Below are 1,434 nucleotides of genomic sequence, written 5' to 3'. Positions count from 1 at the left end.
AAAATCGAAATTCATGAACGTGACCAAGACGATGTTCTTGAGCGTCTGCTCTACGAAATTGACGACTTTTTTCAGACGTATGGCGATCAGCTGGATCGTGTTACTAGCTTCGCGATTACGCTTCCAGGTCTTGTAAACTCTGAGCAGGGTGTGGTGCTGCAAATGCCTCACTATAACGTCGAAAACCTTGCTTTGGGGCCAGAGATTTACAAAGCGACGGGTTTGCCGGTCTTTATTGCCAACGATACGCGTGCTTGGGCTTTAGCTGAAAAGCTCTTTGGTCATTCCCAAGAAAATGACAACTCTGTTCTTATTTCGATTCACCATGGTTTAGGTGCCGGTATCATTCTTGATGGGCGAGTTCTTCAAGGCCGCCACGGTAATATCGGTGAACTAGGGCATATTCAAATTGATCCCAACGGGAAGCGATGTCACTGTGGCAACATTGGTTGCTTAGAAACGGTTGCCAGCTCGCAAGCGATTCGTGAAGAAGTGGTAAGACGCATCTCTGAAGGTGAAGCCTCCATTCTTGCGGATCAAGAAGAGATGAGTATCGAAAGTATCTGTGAAGCCGCGGCAAATGGCGATCCTCTCGCGGTTGATGTGATTGAAAAATTGGGACGCTATTTAGGTTCTGCAATTGCTATCGTGATCAACTTGTTTAACCCAGAAAAGATTTTGATTGGTGGGGTAATTAACCAAGCGAAAGAGGTGCTTTATCCAGCCGTTCGCCGTTGTATTGAAGAGCAAAGTTTGCCTGTTTATCACCAAGATCTTGAGCTGGTGGAATCTCGCTTTTATAAACAAGCGACGATGCCGGGCGCTGCGCTGATAAAACAAGCTCTGTATGATGGGCAGTTGTTAATGAAGGTGGTGGAAGGTTAATCACTTCTTTCTATCTTTAATTTGATTTAGGGTGTGGCTCAAGAGCGCACCCTTTTTTGATCTTAAAAAGCCATCAAATGACGAATCTGAGCAGCAGTGCATTGCTATGTGCACGTCATTGATGTAATTTGCACTTATATCTAATTTGGCTCATGATGTTAAACGTATCAAGCTAACGTATTGAGTTTACTTAGATATCTATACACTCATTAAAAAACGTCGCCTTGTATTCTCAGCAAGGTTTCCAATAAAGAGTGAAAAATAATCGTTCAGAATTTAGGTAGGAGTATGTCCGGAGTTTTAAATACGGTTGATCAGCGTACGAACTTAGTGGGTGAAAACCGACTGGAACTTTTGCTGTTAACGTTAAACAGTCGTCAGTTATTTGCGATTAATGTGTTCAAAGTGAAAGAGGTGATAAAGCTTCCGCCGTTGACTAAGCTGCCTGGCTCACACTACAACATCCGTGGTGTTGCTTCTCTTCGAGGTGAAGCTGTACCTGTGATTGATTTACGTTGTTCGATTGGTTTTCCTCCTCTTCGTGGAGAA

2 protein-coding genes are annotated in these 1,434 nt (G+C 43.7%); both read left to right on the top strand.

Annotation, left to right across the window (positions count from 1 at the left end):
• Positions 1 to 885: ROK family protein (locus tag R7E42_RS24195; RefSeq protein WP_318073116.1), on the top strand; the 885-nt coding region annotated here is incomplete at its 5' end.
• 288 nt (positions 886 to 1,173) lie between these two features.
• The coding region (locus tag R7E42_RS24190) for a chemotaxis protein CheW (protein ID WP_318073115.1) at positions 1,174 to 1,434 on the top strand (261 nt) is incomplete at its 3' end.

It is taken from the genome of Vibrio sp. Vb1337, from assembly GCF_033338715.1.
Taxonomy (GTDB): Bacteria; Pseudomonadota; Gammaproteobacteria; order Enterobacterales; family Vibrionaceae; genus Vibrio; species Vibrio alginolyticus.
Note: the sequence above shows the minus strand (reverse complement) of the source record. Positions and strands in the feature narration are given on the sequence as shown.